Source organism: Kribbella sp. NPDC054772, from assembly GCF_053611945.1.
The window spans coordinates 201,428-216,220 of the sequence record NZ_JBSHBJ010000010.1 but is presented as its reverse complement, the minus strand read 5'-3'; the positions used below and the strand labels follow the sequence as shown (position 1 = coordinate 216,220).

Annotated in this window: 13 protein-coding genes and 1 tRNA gene; 8 read left to right on the top strand and 6 right to left on the bottom strand. The window is 66.7% G+C overall.

The genetic code is table 11. The features are described 5' to 3' along the window. The first annotated feature begins 2 nt into the window (after positions 1-2). Positions 3-995 carry a sugar-binding transcriptional regulator gene (locus ACWGID_RS18995; protein ID WP_452198180.1) on the top strand — a complete coding sequence of 331 codons (993 nt, stop codon included), beginning with the start codon at positions 3-5 and terminating at the stop codon, positions 993-995. 24 nt (positions 996-1,019) lie between these two features. Here the strand turns inward: ACWGID_RS18995 and ACWGID_RS18990 are convergent, their stop codons facing one another. Both ACWGID_RS18990 and ACWGID_RS18985 read right to left on the bottom strand, forming a co-directional pair. Beyond that, positions 1,020-2,240: a DUF2252 domain-containing protein gene (locus tag ACWGID_RS18990; RefSeq protein ID WP_452198178.1), complete on the bottom strand. Its 1,221-nt coding sequence runs from the start codon at positions 2,238-2,240 to the stop codon at positions 1,020-1,022. A gap of 165 nt (positions 2,241-2,405) precedes the next feature. Then, on the bottom strand, positions 2,406-4,751 hold the full coding sequence (locus ACWGID_RS18985; RefSeq protein WP_452198176.1) for an arylsulfatase: 2,346 nt from the start codon (positions 4,749-4,751) through the stop codon (positions 2,406-2,408). A 218-nt stretch (positions 4,752-4,969) separates the two neighbouring features. On the opposite strand from ACWGID_RS18985, the gene ACWGID_RS18980 reads away from it, so the two are divergent. After that, on the top strand, positions 4,970-5,695 hold the full coding sequence (locus tag ACWGID_RS18980) for an HNH endonuclease family protein (protein ID WP_452198174.1): 726 nt from the start codon (positions 4,970-4,972) through the stop codon (positions 5,693-5,695). 13 nt (positions 5,696-5,708) lie between these two features. Here the strand turns inward: ACWGID_RS18980 and ACWGID_RS18975 are convergent, their stop codons facing one another. Next, positions 5,709-6,284, bottom strand: a complete 576-nt coding sequence (locus ACWGID_RS18975; protein WP_452198172.1) for a TetR/AcrR family transcriptional regulator — start codon at positions 6,282-6,284, stop codon at positions 5,709-5,711. A gap of 140 nt (positions 6,285-6,424) precedes the next feature. Between ACWGID_RS18975 and ACWGID_RS18970 the strand changes: the two genes are divergently transcribed. The 5 genes from ACWGID_RS18970 to ACWGID_RS18950 all read left to right on the top strand — a co-directional run bounded on the left by ACWGID_RS18970 (position 6,425) and on the right by ACWGID_RS18950 (position 11,989). Beyond that, positions 6,425-7,000: a hypothetical protein gene (locus ACWGID_RS18970; RefSeq protein WP_452198170.1), complete on the top strand. Its 576-nt coding sequence runs from the start codon at positions 6,425-6,427 to the stop codon at positions 6,998-7,000. Beyond that, on the top strand, positions 7,000-8,508 hold the full coding sequence (locus ACWGID_RS18965; protein WP_452198168.1) for a dihydrolipoyl dehydrogenase family protein: 1,509 nt from the start codon (positions 7,000-7,002) through the stop codon (positions 8,506-8,508). The genes ACWGID_RS18970 and ACWGID_RS18965 overlap by 1 nt, the downstream gene beginning before the upstream one ends. A 35-nt stretch (positions 8,509-8,543) precedes the next feature. Further along, positions 8,544-8,852, top strand: coding sequence for an EthD family reductase (locus ACWGID_RS18960; RefSeq protein ID WP_452198166.1), 309 nt, complete (start codon positions 8,544-8,546; stop codon positions 8,850-8,852). 110 nt (positions 8,853-8,962) lie between these two features. Continuing rightward, entirely contained in the window at positions 8,963-10,162 is a 1,200-nt protein-coding gene (locus ACWGID_RS18955; protein ID WP_452198164.1) for a hypothetical protein, read from the top strand. Between the two features lie 753 nt (positions 10,163-10,915). After that, positions 10,916-11,989: a hypothetical protein gene (locus tag ACWGID_RS18950; RefSeq protein ID WP_452198162.1), complete on the top strand. Its 1,074-nt coding sequence runs from the start codon at positions 10,916-10,918 to the stop codon at positions 11,987-11,989. A gap of 69 nt (positions 11,990-12,058) precedes the next feature. On the opposite strand, the gene ACWGID_RS18945 is transcribed toward ACWGID_RS18950, so the two are convergent. From ACWGID_RS18945 to ACWGID_RS18935, 3 genes are all read right to left on the bottom strand, one after another. Then, positions 12,059-12,733, bottom strand: coding sequence for a hypothetical protein (locus ACWGID_RS18945; RefSeq protein WP_452198160.1), 675 nt, complete (start codon positions 12,731-12,733; stop codon positions 12,059-12,061). 868 nt (positions 12,734-13,601) lie between these two features. Then, positions 13,602-14,222: an SAM-dependent methyltransferase gene (locus ACWGID_RS18940; protein WP_452198158.1), complete on the bottom strand. Its 621-nt coding sequence runs from the start codon at positions 14,220-14,222 to the stop codon at positions 13,602-13,604. A 69-nt stretch (positions 14,223-14,291) separates the two neighbouring features. Further along, positions 14,292-14,365 (bottom strand) — tRNA-Ile (locus tag ACWGID_RS18935). A gap of 128 nt (positions 14,366-14,493) precedes the next feature. Here ACWGID_RS18935 and ACWGID_RS18930 point away from each other — a divergent pair. Continuing rightward, the gene (locus tag ACWGID_RS18930) at positions 14,494-14,631 is read left to right on the top strand and encodes a hypothetical protein (protein WP_198681893.1); all 138 of its coding nucleotides are present in this window, start codon (positions 14,494-14,496) and stop codon (positions 14,629-14,631) included. Positions 14,632-14,793: the final 162 nt, after the last annotated feature.

Sequence of the window (14,793 nt, the reverse complement as noted above, 5' to 3'; positions counted from 1 at the left end):
ACATGAGCGATATGAACGATGGCTCTGAGATCCCCAAGATCGACGGCCGGCGGGTGCGCGGCAAGCAGAGCCAGATGCTGCTGATGGCTGGGGTGGCGAGACGCTACTACCTCGAGCAGCGTTCTCGCGTGCAGATCGCGGAGGAACTCGGCCTGTCCCGGTTCCAGGTCGGCCGGCTGCTGGAACGGGCTCGGGAGACTGGCTTGGTACGGATCGAGATCGGCCTGCCCGATGACCTGGAGATGGATCTGTCCGGCCAGTTGCAGGATCGCTTCGGCTTGCGGTACTGCGCCGTGACTCAGGCGCCGGACGACTCTCCGCAGCTCTTACGAAGCAGTGTCGGGCAAGCCGCAACCTCCCTTTTACAAGAGATCGTGACCGATCGGGACGTCCTGGGCATTTCGTCGACCCGCACGCTGATGGGATTACCAGACCTTCCGGGCGGGTTCAGCAGGTGCGCTGTCGTGCAGATCACCGGTGCGGTGTCGCGGATCGACGCGTGGGATGTGATGGAAGCAGTGCGCCGGTTCACGCGGGCTGGTGGCGGGCCGGCCTACCTCTACTACGCGCCGATGGTGTGCCCAGATGACTCAGGTCCGGAGATCTACCGGAAACAAGCCGACTTCGTGCGATGTCATCGGCTGTTCCATGAGTTGACAGTCTGCGTGATCGGCATCGGTGCCTGGGGCGACGGACTGTCGACGGTCTATGAGGCAGCGTCGGCGTACGACCGGGAAACTGCTCGAGACCTGCGGGTGTGTGCGGAGGTCGTCGGATTCCTCCTGGACGATGAAGGTCGCAAGGTGCAGACGCCGCTCGACGAAAGGATGATCGGTATCTCCGAAGCCGAGCTGCGTTCGGTACCCACGCGGATCGGCATCGCCTTTGACGTACGCAAGAGTGACGCCGTTCGAGCAACGTTGAAGTCCGGATTGATCAACGGGATCGTCATCGACCGCGACTTGGCTGAGGCCGTACTCATGGGAGGCCCATGACAAGGATCCGGCCGCCGGCCACGGTTACCAGCCGGGTGCGCCGGGCAGGAGCCCGGAGGCGATGGCGTCGACCAATTGGCGGTGGTCGCGTTCGGTCTGGTCGGCGTAGGCGTGCGCGAACGCGACCATTCCCTCGTCGAACGCTCGGCCCTTGCCGATGTACGCCGCGATCGCGACCGGATCGCCGGTGCGCGCGTGGGAGCGGGCCAGCACCTGGCCGCAGGCGGTGGCGAACGCTTCGAGCTGCGGGGCGATCAGCTCGCCGTTGGCAATGACCTTCATGTCCCGGAACTGGCGCACGTAGTAGTCGTGGCCGCGCCCTTCGGTCCAACCGACAAAGATGTCTGTGGCGCTTTGCACCAGCCGCTTGCCTTCAATGACCCGGCGCCCGTGGTTCTCGTAGCGGCTCGGCCCGCAGAAGGACTCGTACACGGAGGGGCCTGCCTGCTTGATCTGCAGGAACAGCGGATCTTTCCGGTCGCGGCCTTCCAGCAAGATCAGGTGCACCCGCATCCCGACGCTGCCCACTCCGACCATCTGACGGACCGTGTCCACAAGCGCGAACCGGTCCAACAGGTGGCGGCGCTCATCGGGCAGGGAGTCGCGGTACGAGCCGAACAGCTCCTCCGCCAGGCCGTCGTCGCGATGTTGCCGGACCGGCGGGTCCTCGGTGATCCGCAGGTGCCCTCCGCGCTGCTCGGTGAGCTTCTTGAACGCCCCGCGGTGGGTCCGCTTCCGTGCCTTGCGCTCGATGTGCGCGGCGGCGCGGATCTTGTCGGGGTCGGCGAACACGTCGAGGAACTGGTCGACGGCGATCAGGTCGTACCAGATGTCGAGCCAGCGGGCCCCGGCGTAACCGGCCATCCGCTCCCGGTAGGTGCGCAGGCAGGCCACAACCGCGCTCTCCGCACGGTCGGCAGGTACGTCGTAGGTGCGGGCCAGTACCACGATGCTCGCCACCAGCCGAGCGACGTCCCATTCGAAGGGGCCAGGCAATGTCTCATCGAAATCCCGCAAGTCGAACGACAGATTCCGCTCCGGCGTAGCCCACAGCCCGAAGTTGAGCAGGTGCGCGTCACCACAGAGCTGCACGATCAGCCCACCGTGTGGACGAGAACCCAGATCCGCCGCCATGACCGCGGCGGCTCCGCGGTAGAAGGTCCACGGGGTGGCCGCCATCCGGCCGTTGCGCATCGGCAAGAGCGCTTCTGCGCGGATCGTGTTCTGCGCCAGCAGAATGTCCATCGCATCCTGCCCGCGGTTGTCCGCGTCCCACCGACCGAAGTCGCGACGGGGAGCGCGCCTTCTGGCCGCGCGACCGTCAGCACGACGCGACCTCCAGTCACGCGCCGGAACCGGCAGCGACGAACGATCCGTCGCACCCTCTGCTACGGAGGTCATCGCCCCCTCCTACTGGCGTGCGAATGCAGCTCGTGCCTCGAGGGCGAGGTCTGCGAAGGGGGCGCCGCTGACGTCGATGACGACGCGTTTGACGGTTGCGCCGGCCAAGGTCCATGGGCGGTCTCCGGGGAAGTCCGTGCTGACGGGTTCGGCTCCCGCTCGGCCCACGACGAGTCCTCCGCCGCCGAGACCGAACTTCCCGGGTTGGGTCCGGATCCGGTCCTCGCCGACCTTGCGGTCGAGGATGTGGAGACTGAGAACGCCTTCGGCGGGCATGGTGGTGCTGTCCATGTCGAAGGAGGCCGACACGACGACGTGACCGGTCGGGACCGGCTCGTCGGATTCGATCGTCTGCACCAGTTCGCCGACAAAGTTGTAGACGTACCGGAGGCTTCCTTCCTTGAGGTAGAGCGCGTGGCCGCCGAACTTCGAACCCTGCGAGAAGATCACTCCGCCGGCTTCCGGCGTCGCGATTTCGAGTTCGGCCGCGATGGTGTACGAGCGGTTGCGGATGTTCGGTGCGACCGACTCGGGGACCTCCGCGCCACCGGGGTAGTAGACGTAACGGGTCCGCGGCTTGGACAGCTGGGGGCGCTCGGTGGTGAGGATCTCCACGGCGTCGCGTGACTCCAGCGGAAGGGCCTGGAGGCGTCCGGCTTCGGCCCACCACAGGGCGACGAGCTGCTGCAGTTTGCCCGGGTGTTTGCCGGCGAGGTCCTCGCATTCGCTCGGATCCGCCTCGGTGTCGAACAGTTCCCACCGTTGCAGATGGAAGTCGCCCCAGGACTCGGGCGCGGCCGGCACCGCGGTGGCGGCCTTCCAGCCTTGGTGCCAGATCGCGCGGGTTCCGAGCATGGAGTAGAACTGCGTTTCCTTCCGGGTCGCCGCGGACGCGTCATCGAAGGTGTACTTGAAGCTGATGCCTTCCAGCGGTTTCTGCGGGTACCCGTTGACGACGTCGGGAAGCTCGACTCCGAGGCATTCGTACAGCGTGGGTACGATGTCGACCGCGTGCGTGTACTGACGGCGCATCTGGCCGCTCGCGGCGAACCCACGCGGCCAGGACACGATCAGCGGGTCGGCCGTACCGCCCTCGTAGTTCGCGTAGCGCTTCCACATCTTGAACGGGGTGTTGAACGCCCAGGCCCAACCGGTCGGATAGTGGTTGTAGGTGTTCGGCCCGCCGAGCTGGTCCAGGGCGTTCAGGTTCTCCTCGATCGTGTCGGCAAGACCGTTGAAGAACTTGTTCTCGTTGACCGAGCCGTTCGGGCCGCCCTCGCCCGAGGCGCCGTTGTCGGAGACGAGGACGACGATGGTGTTGTCGAGCTGGCCGGTGTGCTCCAGGTAGTCGAGCAGCCTGCCGAGCTCGTGGTCTGCATGGCTGAGGAAACCGGCGTACACCTCCGCCATGCGGGCGAACAGCCGCCGCTCGTCCTCGGACAGCGAGTCCCACGGCCGGACCCGGTCGAGCTCGGACCACGGCTTGCCGTCGTGGCTCGTCGTCTCGACGTACGGGTTGATCGGCGACAGCTCGGCGCCCTGTGGTGCGATGCCCAAGGCCTTCTGGCGTTCGAGCACGCCCTCGCGGTACGCCTCGTATCCGATGTCGAAGCGGCCCCTGTACTTGTCGGCCCACTCCTTGGGCGCGTGATGCGGCGCGTGGGCCGCGCCGGGGCAGTAGTAGAGGAAGAACGGCTTGTCCGGAGCGATCGCCTTCGAGTCCTGAATGAACTCGATCGCCTTGTCGGTCAGGTCGACGGTCAAGTGGTACCCGTCCTGCGGCAGTGCCGGCTGCGGCACCGGGTGGTTGTCGTAGACCAGGTCGGGGTACCACTGGTTCGTCTCGCCGCCGAGGAAGCCGTAGTACCGCTCGAACCCCCGGCCGAGCGGCCACTGCCGTTTCGACGAGGCGAGGTTCATCTCGTCCTCGGCGCACAGGTGCCACTTGCCGACCATGAACGTGTTCCAGCCGTGCTCGCCCAGCACCTCGGCGACGTTCGCACACTCGAACGGGATGTGACCGTTCGCGTTCGGGAACCCCGACGTCGCCTCGGTGATGCAGCCCATGCCGTTGGTGGTGTGGTTGCGTCCTGTCACCAGGCAGGCCCGGGTCGGCGAGCAGAGCGCCGTCGTGTGGAAGTTCGTGTACGTCAGTCCGCGCTCAGCAATCCGGCCGACGTTCGGTGTCTCGATCACGCCTCCGAACGGCTCCATCGCCGAGAAGCCCACATCGTCCAGTACGACGTACAACACGTTCGGGGCGCCGTCCGGCGCGATCGGCTGAGTGTACGGTCCCCAGTCCGGGACCGAATCCTTGATGTCAATGTCGATCTTGCCTCGGAACGGCTTGCTCACACCGACCCACCTCCTGGGACAACGCCTGACGACGATGGCGACAGCCCGGCGCGGGCAGCCGCGTCCTGCGGAGGCCAGTCTTGCGACGTCCCCGGTGCCCGTCGTCATCCTCCGAGGGGGAGTGGCCCAGGAGCGATAGTGCTCGATCAGACCCAGCATCGGCGAACACGCCTCAGGCGGAGCGGGCGAGACCTAGGTGGTGGCCTTAGGGTCGCGTGATGCGCGCTCTCCTCATAGCCCTGACCGTGGTCGGCTCCCTGGCCGCCGGGTGCACCGATCCAGGGGCCGGCGCCGATCCGGTCGGGTCGAGCCCACTGCCTGCGACCACACGCCCGAGCGTTCCCGCGACCACTCAGCCAGCGGCCGGAACGGCCAAGGTGATCTCGGCCGAACTCCGCCAGATCCGGGTCATCGCTGAGCGGCCCGACGTACCTGGTTACAAGCGGGATCAGTTCGGGCAGACCTGGTCCGACAATCATGCGGGGCAGGGCGGTCACAATGGGTGCGATACCCGCAACGACGTACTGGCGGCTCAGCTGACCGCGGTGCAGTATCGCGGTCGGTCCAAGTGCGTCGTGATTGCGGGCGTGTTGGTCGTCGACCCTTACACAGGTCGCAGGATCGAGTTCCGCAAGGCGGCCGCGACCAAGGTGCAGATCGACCACGTGTACCCGCTGGCCCGAGCGTGGGACATGGGCGCGGCGCGCTGGCCCCTCCAGCGGCGCGTCGACTTCGCCAACGACCAGGCGTCGAATCTGTTGGCTGTCGACGGCCCGGCCAACGCCTCCAAGAATGACGATGGACCCGGCGAGTGGTTACCGATCAACCGCGGCTACCGATGCACATACGTTCTGCGATACCTCCAGGTCGCCCGCAAATACCAACTACCGATCACCGCGGCCGACCGCGGGGCGGCGCAGGCGATCACCCAGTCGTGTCTCTAGGAAACCGAGCCACCTAGCTGGGGTCGGATTCCAGGCCGCTGCGGTAGGTCAGCAGTCCTTCGACTCCGCGGAGGAAGGTTGTGCAGATTCGTTCTGGGTCGGTCAGGCAGCCGGCGGTCATGGCGCCGTCTCTCAGCATGACGAAGTGCCGCGCCGCGGGTTCGGCGTCGGTCTTCGCGGTGGTGGAGAAGAGCTCGATCATGGTTGTCAGGAACCACTCCCGATGCTTGAGGACCGCTTGGTGGACCGGATGCTCGGGGTCGGGGTACTCGGCCGCGGCGTTGAGGAACGCGCATCCCCGGAAGCCCGGGCCTCGGATGTCGTCGGCGATGGCCTGGGCGACGGTTCGGATGATGTCGTCGGGGTCGGCGCCCGAGGATCGCGTGGCGTCGGTCCGGGTCCGGATCGCGTCGTCGGCCTGGGTGAGGTAGGCGACGAGGAGGTCGTCCTTGCTGGGGAAGTGCCGGTAGAGCGTCGCGCGGGTCACCTGTGCCTCGGCGATGACGCGGTCGACACCCACGGCGTGCAGGCCGTCGGCGTAGAAGAGCCGAGTGGCGGTGTTGAGCAGTCGAGCGCGGGCCTCCGACATGTGTTCCTCGTTCCTGACCTCGTGAAGTGTCTCCTCGATCGTAGCAGGTAGATAGAACGATCGGTCTTGACATCTGCCGGCACCCTGCTGCAAGCTCAGGTGTACCGATCGTTCTATCTACCAAATCGAAGAAGGATCTGATGTCCGCTTCAACGCAAGCAACTGCTGTCGCCGAGACCACCGCGAATACGACGGCCCTGCGAAACCTGTACTTCGTACGCTTCGGGTTCGCCATCGTCTGGGCGATCCTGGTGATGGCGATCGCGAAGTCGATCAATCCAGGCGCCGTCGCCTTGATCGTCATCTACCCGCTGTTCGACGTCGCGGCAGCGATCAGCGACTACCGCTCGTCCGGTTCCAGCCGGCCGAAGGCGCCGCTCTACGTCAACATCGCACTGAGCCTGCTGACCACGATCGGCCTGGCCGTGGCCGTTGCCTCCGGCATCCCGAATGTCCTGCGGGTGTGGGGTGTCTGGGCGATCACCGCGGGCATCGTGCAACTGATCGTGGCGATTCTCCGCTGGCGCCTCGGCGGCCAGCTGGCGATGGTCCTCAGCGGCGGGATCTCCGTCCTGGCCGGTACGGCGTTCTTCGCGATGGCCGGTGGTTCGAACCCCGCGCTCAGCGGCGTCGGCGGGTACGCGATCCTCGGTGGCATCTTCTTCCTGATCTCGGCGATCCGGTTGCACGGCGTGATCCGGAAGGCGGCGAAGTGATGATGACTGGGCCGAACTCGAGCTCCGAGGCGGACGTGGATTCCGTCGTCGACGTGATCATCATCGGCGCCGGCCCGGTCGGCGAGAACGTCGCCGACCGCGTCGTCCAGGGCGGTCTGACCGCGGCCGTCGTCGAACGCGAACTGGTCGGCGGGGAGTGCTCCTACTGGGCCTGCATGCCGACCAAGGCCCTCCTCCGGGACGCCGCCGCTCTTCGCGCCGCCCGTGCACTTCCCGCTGCCAGTAAGGCTGTCAGCGGTGTGCTGGACCCGGCTGCCGTCCTCGCCCGCCGGGATCGGTTCGCCGCGGACTGGAACGACTCCGGTCAGGTCGCATGGCTGACCAGCGCCGGCATCACCTTGGCACGCGGACATGGGCGGATCACAGGCGCCCGTACGGTGACTGTCACCGACCACACCGGCGACGGTACGACGACGACACTGCGGGCACGCCACGCCGTGGTCATCGCGACCGGCAGCAGCGCACACCTGCCGCCGATCGAGGGGCTGGCCGACGTCAGGCCGTGGACGAACCGGGAAGCCGCAGCCGCGCAGCGCATTCCGAACCGGTTGGCGATCATCGGTGGCGGAGTCGTCGGCGCCGAGCTGGCAACCGCCTTCAATGCCCTCGGATCTCAGGTGTCGCTGATCTCTCAGACGCGCCTGCTACCGGCCACCGAGCCGTTCGCCGGCGAGCAGGTGGCAGCGGCGCTCCGTACGGCGGGTGTCGCGCTGCATCTGGACGTCGACGCTATCGGTGCCAAACGCAACGATTCCGGCATCGTCGAGATCGACCTGTCCGACGGCAAAACAGTGACGGCGGACGAAGTTCTGGTGGCCACCGGTCGGACGGCCAACACGAAGGACATTGGCCTGGATCGGCTCGGTCTGGTTCCCGGCAGTTGGCTGACCGTCGACGACGCGCTCGCCGTACTGGATGGCAACGGCAAGCCGATCGGGGACGACACCGCCGCCGATCCCGGCACTGGCTGGCTCTTCGCCGCCGGAGACGTGAACCACCGCGCGCCCTTGACGCACCACGGCAAGTACCAGGCCCGTGCGCTGGGCGATGCCATCGCCGCACGAGCCAACGGCACGACAGCTGACCTGCGGCCGTGGGGACGCCACGCCGCGACCGCGGACGAGCTGGCCCGCGCCCAGGTGATCTTCACCGATCCCGAGGTCGCCACCGTCGGCCTCACCGCACAGGAGGCCGAGACAGCCGGAAAGAACGTTCGGGTGGTCGACTACGACCTCGCCGCGGTCTCCGGTGCCGCGCTGCATGCCGACGGCTACCACGGCCAGGCGCGTCTCGTCATCGACGCGGACCGCAACATCGTGATCGGGTTCACCGCCGTCGGCCCCGATGTCGCCGAACTCCTCCATGCCGCGACGATCGCCATCGCCGGCGAGGTCCCGCTGGACCGGCTCTGGCACGCCGTTCCCGCGTACCCGACCATCAGCGAGATCTGGCTCCGCCTCCTCGAGGCCGACGGCCGAGATCACTGACCCATCACCACACCGATCAATCCAAGGAGTTACCCATGACCACGAAGATCACCTTCATCTTCGACAACCCCGTCGACCCGGCCGCGTTCGAGTCCTCGTACGCCGACCTGCTCGACTTCGCCCGAAAGATCCCGGGAACCCTTAAGCTCGAGACGTCCAAGGTCTGGCCCAAGGAAGACGGCACGCCCACCCCGGCGTACCGCTTGATCGACCTGTACTTCCCCGACTACGACGCAGCCAACGCGGCGGTCACCACCCCGGAAATGGGAGCGCTGTACCCCCACGCCCTCGAGTCGGCCACCGGGGGAGTCCGAGTCGTCTTCGCCGACATCGAGGAATCCTGACCAACCCCAACCGCCCTACAACGACCCGCTCCGATCGCGCCGGAGCGGTGACCTCGTCGGCGGATAGCGTTTCGGCGCCTGAGTGATGTGGTCCTGCGATAGGAGCCGGAGTGGACCGTACGAACGCGGAAAGCCGAGCCGGGGTTGAGATCTGGCCGTTTGGCTATGGGCGGGGTGTCCATCTCGGGCACCAGATGGTGCTCGGGCCAGAAATACTCTCGGACCGCGAACAGATCATGCTGGAAAGGTCCCGAGGTCCCGCACCCAAAGAGGGTCAATGGAACAGATTCACCATGGAGACCGAGGGCGGCCGGGTCACCGGGTACACGACCGTCCAGAGGCTGACACCGAAGCACCTCGAGGGCCTTCCCGTGCCGGAAGACGGAAAGACTCGCCTGACACACCAGGCTCTGCACGACGAGCACGGCCGTCCTTTGTTGCTGCAAGCCGGCTTCATCAGCCGGGAGAACGTCACAAGTGCTCCGCGCCAACGTGACAGCGAGCGGATTCTCGCACAGGCGGCAGAAGCGTACCGAGAGTTTCGGAACGTCGACATAGCTGGGGGAAAGTATGGAGACCCGGCCCCACTGCAGAGGTCGACGGCCTTCACCATGGATACCGGCGCCAGCCCCGGGGCGTCGGAGCTGGGCCGCTTCCTGCAGAAGGATTCCCAGGAGAATTCCGCGGCTGAGGCCTGGGCGTTCGGCTATGGGCGGGGTGTCCACCTCGGGCACCAGATGGTGCTCGGGCCGGAGATACTCTCGCAGCGCGATCAGCATGTGCTGATAGAAAACAGAGGCCCCGCGCCCGAAGAGGGCGAGTGGAAAAGATTCACCATAGAGACCGAGGGCGGGCGGCTCACGGGGTTTACGACCACCCAAAGGCTGACGCCGAAGCATCTAGAAGGCCTTCCCGTGCCGGCGGACGGAAGGACTCACCTGACACACCAGGCTCTGCTCGACAAGCACAGCCGTCCTTTACTGCTGCAAGCCGGCTTCGTTACCCGGGAGAACGTCACAGGTCCTCCGGACCCGCGTGACACCGAGTGGGCCCTCGCACAGGCGGCCGAGGCATATCGAGAATTTCGGAAGGTCGATATAGCTCGGGAACCGTTGGTGCGCGAGGCCACAATGCAGAGATCGACGGCCTTCACCATGCACACCGGCGCCACCCCTGAGGCGTCGGACCTGGGCCGCTTCCTGCAGCAGGATTCCCCGCTGCGGAACGCCGGGACGTCGGGTTCGCAACCCGCTTCGTCGCCGACTCACCGAACCGGCTCGCGTGCTAACGGCCTCGACGGCCGGTCCTGATCTTCTGGGCACGCCGGGGATCTGCCGACCGTGGTCGGCTCCCTGGCCGCCGGGTGTACCTATCCAGCCTCCGGCGCTACGTACCTGGTGACAAGCGGGATCAGTTCGGGCAGACCTGGTCTGACGATCATGCGGGGCGTGGTGGTCACAATGGGTGCGATACCCGCGACGGTCATGCGGGGCAGGGGTGAGCAGGGAAACCCGCTCGTTCTTGAGCGGATGTAATCGCCGCCGGCGGGTGCGGCTCGGCCGGTTCCTTGCTAACGGCCCCTATGGACGACGCGCTCACTCGTCTCTGCGCGCTGACCCAGCTTCGGGACGGGTGACTGGCTGCCGGGCCAGCACCAGCACAGAGTCACTCACATCCAGTGTGCATAGACCTCGGCGGAGGCCGGAACCCTTCAGGGGTTGACTTTGCGCCCTCCCTGCGTAGGGTCCGAAGTGGGGTGGGTAGCTGTTGTGCGGTGTTCGGGGGCGGACTGTTCGGCTGCACACTGCGGGCTTGCTACGCGTAAGGCCGTGCCTGCCCTTCCGCCCGGCCCAGGTCGCCGGGGGATGGCGGGGGTCGCCACCTGTTCGCACTGCGGCTACCGTCTGCGGTCACCGGGCGCGGGCCCGGTCGGCCACCATGCCATCGAGGCACAGGGAGGGACCATGCGCGTTCAGCCGTGGTCGAAATCTTCAGCAGGAACAGGACGCAGCTCGCGCGGTAGTGGCCGGGCGGGACGACCAGGTCGGTGGCTGGTCGTCACGTTGGTCACCATCGTCGGGCTGATCGTCGCGAGCGCGGGGCCGGCATCAGCCACCGGGACGCGCCACTCGACGACCTGGGTGGTGCAACCGGGCCACTCGATCCAGAAAGTGGTCGACAAGGCCCGTTCAGGTGACACCATCAGGTTGAAGAAAGGCGTGTACTACGACGCGGTCTGCGTCGTCGGCAAGGGACTCACGATCGTCGGTGCCGGCCAGGGTCGTACGGTCGTCAAACCACCCAAGAAGTTCACGAAGACTGCCTGCTGGGCGAAACCGGACGAGGTCTCTGGCTTCGCGTTCATGGGTCCGGACCGCAGGTCCAAGGTCAGCAACCTCACCACGGACGGCCACCCGTCCATCGGCGTGGTGGCGTCCGGAGCCAAGCGCGGGATCGAGGTGTCGCATCACACCGGGCTGAGGCACCGTGAGTACGGCGCGGCAGCGTTCGAGTCCACGGGCATCGTCTTCACCCACAACACCGAGCTCGGCAACGGCGGCGAGGCAGGCCTGTATGTCGGCGACACCGACAACGCGAGAGCGTACGTGGCGCACAACCTGCTGAAGGGCTATTCGTTCGGAATGTTCATGCGCGACTCACGGCATGGCCTGGTGACCCACAACGTGATGCGGGCCAACTGCATCGGCGCCCTGGTTCTCGACACCGGGCCCAACGGCACCACTCCAGGCGGGGTCAACCGTCCGGCCGGCGCGTGGTCCCTGATCGGTAACTTGATCACCGACAACGACCGGTTCTGCCCGGCCGATCCCGAAGAGGGTGGACCGGCTGTGTCCGGTAACGGCGTCGTCGTGCTCGGTGCCGACCATGTGCTGGTGACGGGCAACAGGATCGTCGGCAACAACGCGTCCAAGCCCGGTGGCATCCCGTCAGCGGGTCTCGCGGTCCTCAACGGCTCGCTGGCCGGCTCGGATGCCCCGGAGAACGTCGCGGTCGTGCGCAACTTCTTCAAGAAGAACCACCTGGACATCTTCTGGGACCGCTCTGGCAAGAACATCGTGTTCCGGGCCAACTTCTGCAAGACCAGCAATCCGGCGTCGATCTGCATGCACCACTGATCGGACGTAGGCCTGAGTAGAGGCGACACTGGTCCCACGCCCACCCGGGACGTGGGACCAGTACGGGCTTCAGGCGGCGTGTGGTGGTGTCGCGATGCTGTGGTCTTGGAGTTGGGTGAGCGTCATGACCAGCAGGGAGCCGGTCCAGCCCAGCGGCACGGTCGACGCGGGGTATCCATCACCGTCGACAAGCTCGGGCAGCTCGCCGAGGATGTTGCGTTTGGAGAGCACCCAGTCGAGCACCGGCTGTGCCTTGGGCGTGTCGGCAAGGCCCGCCCAGGCCAATGCGAAGAACGATGTGCTCGGGGTCCAGGTGGACTCGCCCCAGTCGAAGTCTGGATCGTTGCCGGGGACTACACCGCCGTTGGGGCGAACGAGTGCCTGATATGTCGCATCGAGCGCGGCGGGCAAGTCGGCTGGCGCCTCGTTGAACGGGGGTGCCATGAACGCCAAGGCGCTGTCGTAGCCGTGCTTCCCGTCGATGGTGCGCTGGTATCCGAGTGGGGCGAAGTGCTTGCTGATTGCGACGGACAGGCGGCCGGCGGCGGTCGTCCACCAGGTGGCGTCGGCGGTGTGGCCGAGCACGCGGGCGAGGTCGACGGCCGAGTTCAGCCCGCTGAGCAGAGGCGCTGCGGTGCCGATGTTCGCGGTCTCGGTACCGAGTTCCCAATAGTCGGGCGACGCGGGCGGCAGGCCTTCAGGATCGAGCGAGCCCGCAATGTAGTTCGCGGCACGTTGGATCATCGGGTACAGGTCCGCGAGCCGGGCCTGCCGGTTCTCGGCTGGGGCGGTCTGGTACCACTGCCAGGTTGCCCAGGGCACCCAGCCGCTTCCGTCGAGTTGCCATTCGCGACCGTCCGGTGGCCCTGACCCGTCCAGTTTGGTCCGTGCCTCCCAGGTTCCGTCGGCTCGCTGCGTCGCTGCGTCGCTGCGTCGCCGCGTTGTAGCAGAGGATCTGGTAGGCCTCGCTCGAGTGTCCGGTGTGCGCGAACGCCGCCGACACGAAGCTGGAGTCACGTGGCCACGAGTATTTCCAGATCGAGTGCCAGGCCGCTGCCGAGGCGCCGTTCGGTTGCAGTAGCGCACGCATGGAGAGCAGCGCCCGAGCGGCCGCGTCCCGCTGCGGACCGGGCTCGCCCGGTACGCTGCCGCGCTCGAGCCACGCCGTCGATTCCGCGATCTGCCGCAACGCGCCAGGGTCATTCGCCTCGACCGTGATCGGCTGTGTCCCGCCGGCCGGCAAGTATCGCCAGTGCCCGTTCGGAAGCTGCAGCACGTTGCTCTTCGGGATATAGCGTGCGCCGTGGGCCTGAACAGGTGTGATGGCCTCCGTGGTCGTGCCGTTGTCGAACAGCCCTGCCGTGGACGCGGCGAGCACGGAAGCGGGGACGCTGTCGTCGTACGTCGGAGGACTTCCGACGCCCTCACCGCTCTTCGGATTGATGGGTTTCACTCTCCTTCGTTCGGAGTGGTCATGGTGCTCGGCCGACCGGAGGCCTCAGACACGATGCGTGGCGTCGCTGTCAGGTGACGCTCGGCCATCCGGGGTTATTGACAGCCACGATCTGCTGTCGCACCCCCGGGTGCTGCGGCGAAGCCGGCCAGCACAGGTTTATGCCGCTGGCCGCCGCGCCACAACGGCGAAGGTCTCCGAGGTCGCGTCGTACGGAGAGCCGGCGACGTCGCCCCAGAGGTCAGGGAGCGCGAGGCCTGCGGCCGTGAGTTCTGCAGTGACCTGGTCCGGCGTGAGGCAGTGCATCCAGTTGCAGAACTGCCTTGCGTGGCCGTCCTTCGTGATGGTGAAGCGGTCGAGTACGAGCCGCTGGTCTGGATAGGTGAACCGCTTGTGGATTCCCTCATATGGCGGTTCGGCCCAGAACCCGCCATCGAGGTAGCTGGCGACGTCGAACGTCGCAGGCAGGCCTTCGTCTTGTGCTACGGAGTGAGCGTGGGCGACGGAGCGCCTGGAGATGTCCATCCCTCGGACCGTGATGCCCGCGCGCGCGAGGTGGCAGGAGTAGAGGCCCGGGCCGCACCCGAGATCCAGGACCGACGAGCCAGGTCCCAGCGCGAGCACTGCGGCGATCCATGATGCGGATCGGGCGACGAACTCGTGTGTCCGCGACGCCGCGCCAGTATCCGGGTCGAGGTGAGCGGCGAGCATCTGTGCGGAGATGTGCTCGTCGTCCCAGAACTCCGGGGTGGTGAACCCACTGAAGGGCGCGGGCTTCATACCCCCCCGATCCTTTCCTGCTGCTGGGGGTCACCGTGGGATGTGGTCGTGAGCTGCGGTTTTGCAAAGTAGGGCGGACGGGACTCGAACCCGTGACCCAGGGATTATGAGTCCCCTGCTCTAACCAGCTGAGCTACCGCCCCGTGTGCGGCAGATCGTATCCGGTCGGTGGGGGTGGGGTGTGAAACCAGGGGTCGGTCAGGGGTTTGACTGAGGGGTTGTTAGGGCGGACCGGGCATGATGGAGGCAGGTCCGGACGAAGGGAACACCGATGGGCTGGTTCATTTTCCTGGTGATCGTGGTGGGCGCGATCGCGGCGTACAAGTACCGTGTGCCGCTGCTTGCGAAGATCCTCGGTCAGCCTCAGGACCGTATTCAGCGGGCGATCGATCGGAAGAAGGGGAAGTAGGCGACTGCTTCCTCCCGGAGCACGACGGTGCCGGGGCCGACAGGTGGCCCCGTGCGGCGTCCGAGTGCGCGGAGGGGGCGGGGCGGCGGGGTGCGCGGGGGGGGGCGGGGGGGAGAGGGGGGGGGGGTGAACCAAACACGCCAGGTGGTGGCAAACCCCACG

Excerpts from the sequence above, each read along its gene's own strand:
- ACWGID_RS18995 (WP_452198180.1), top strand. The coding sequence starts at position 3 with ATGAGCGATATGAACGATGGCTCTGAGATCCCCAAGATCGACGGCCGG.
- ACWGID_RS18990 (WP_452198178.1), bottom strand. The coding sequence starts at position 2,240 with ATGGACATTCTGCTGGCGCAGAACACGATCCGCGCAGAAGCGCTCTTG.
- ACWGID_RS18980 (WP_452198174.1), top strand. The coding sequence starts at position 4,970 with ATGCGCGCTCTCCTCATAGCCCTGACCGTGGTCGGCTCCCTGGCCGCC.
- ACWGID_RS18975 (WP_452198172.1), bottom strand. The coding sequence starts at position 6,284 with ATGTCGGAGGCCCGCGCTCGACTGCTCAACACCGCCACTCGGCTCTTC.
- ACWGID_RS18970 (WP_452198170.1), top strand. The coding sequence starts at position 6,425 with ATGTCCGCTTCAACGCAAGCAACTGCTGTCGCCGAGACCACCGCGAAT.
- ACWGID_RS18965 (WP_452198168.1), top strand. The coding sequence starts at position 7,000 with ATGATGACTGGGCCGAACTCGAGCTCCGAGGCGGACGTGGATTCCGTC.
- ACWGID_RS18960 (WP_452198166.1), top strand. The coding sequence starts at position 8,544 with ATGACCACGAAGATCACCTTCATCTTCGACAACCCCGTCGACCCGGCC.
- ACWGID_RS18945 (WP_452198160.1), bottom strand. The coding sequence starts at position 12,733 with ATGATCCAACGTGCCGCGAACTACATTGCGGGCTCGCTCGATCCTGAA.
- ACWGID_RS18940 (WP_452198158.1), bottom strand. The coding sequence starts at position 14,222 with ATGAAGCCCGCGCCCTTCAGTGGGTTCACCACCCCGGAGTTCTGGGAC.
- ACWGID_RS18930 (WP_198681893.1), top strand. The coding sequence starts at position 14,494 with ATGGGCTGGTTCATTTTCCTGGTGATCGTGGTGGGCGCGATCGCGGCG.